This window comes from Haloferula chungangensis, from assembly GCF_042664875.1.
Classification (GTDB): Bacteria; Verrucomicrobiota; Verrucomicrobiia; order Verrucomicrobiales; family Akkermansiaceae; genus Haloferula; species Haloferula chungangensis.
In genome coordinates this window covers 1-1,199 of the sequence record NZ_JBHTBS010000056.1, presented here as the reverse complement: position 1 = coordinate 1,199, position 1,199 = coordinate 1, and the positions used below count along the sequence as shown (strand labels likewise).

1 protein-coding gene is annotated in these 1,199 nt (G+C 53.3%); it reads right to left on the bottom strand.

Annotated features, from left to right (window positions below; translation table 11 throughout):
• Positions 1-273: 273 nt before the first annotated feature.
• Entirely contained in the window at positions 274-951 is a 678-nt protein-coding gene (locus tag ACFQY0_RS21150; RefSeq protein ID WP_379717037.1) for a hypothetical protein, read from the bottom strand.
• Positions 952-1,199 lie beyond the last annotated feature (248 nt).

The window sequence follows — 1,199 nt, the reverse complement described above, 5'->3', positions numbered from 1 at the left end:
CGTCCGGCCGATACGGTCGCTTTTGATGATAGTGGAAGTAGCGGTGGTTTCAGACGTAGATGCCATAGATCTCCAGTCTATGGCACTTATGCCCCGCTTGAATAGAGGGGTTCTGTTGGGCGCTTACAGTTACCCACAAGGCCCCGTCACTCCGATAAGCTTCTTATGACCCATTCTCGCAGCGGAGCCATGTGGATAACTCCCTGCGAAACCAACCACTTGGCTGCGCTGCCCACTAAATCCTCTGATGTTCCACAACGGATAGCATCGGGGCTATCGCCCGAAGCTATCTTTGGGGTTTTGCTTCTTCGTTGGTATCCAGCCACCGTTGCTCCACTCACCCTCTTCACGATCAACGCGCACGACTGTTACGGAATCAGGAGTAACGTCCAAATATACTCGATGCTGAAGGGGATCCTTCCCCTTAAATGTAGGCAGAGGCGAACGAAAAATGCTGTAAATCAATCGCCCTTGCTCATCCCATCCAACAACTCGGTCTCGCCCCCGCGGACGAAGATCATCAGTATTCGGAGTTGGGAATCCCGTCATCTTCTCGTAGTCCGTTGGGGGTGCTGGTGCTGCGATAAACTTTCCGTCAGCGTTGAGCACGTAGATCACGCATGAAGAGTAGAGCCTGTCATCAATGGTAACACCAAACGCTTTTGAATCGGGTCGCCAGCTCACATGCACATGATCACGAAGCGGACGGGCGTCATCACCCGGCGATCCAAAATACCCAATGGACGCTAAAACCCGTCCAGAGTCCTTCTTGGTGATCTCGATCTGGGGAAAGCTGTCCCCCTTCCATTCGGGGGATATCTTTGGGTCTCTATCGAAATCCATCACCGCATGGATCTTGCCATCGGGTGAGAGGGAATTGGGCACTATGGGAATATCCGCACGCACGAATCCCAGGCAGGCAAGGACGGAGATGATGGCGAATGTCTTCATTCTTAGCAGAACGTTCGATGTGATGCCGCGTCCTCAGCGGACCGATAATCAAAGCAACTCCAATCCCGTGTTAGAATCCAAAATTCAACAAAGCGGCTTATCGGCGTCGGCACGCACGGCATTATAGGACATCCGGACTTATTCATCAAGCCGGGCGATGAGGCCCGGAGCGAGGCCGTTCGACTGCGCCCGGATTGTGAACAAGTCCGTCGCCAATGCCGCTTTTCATTCCCTTTCGCCATCACTCT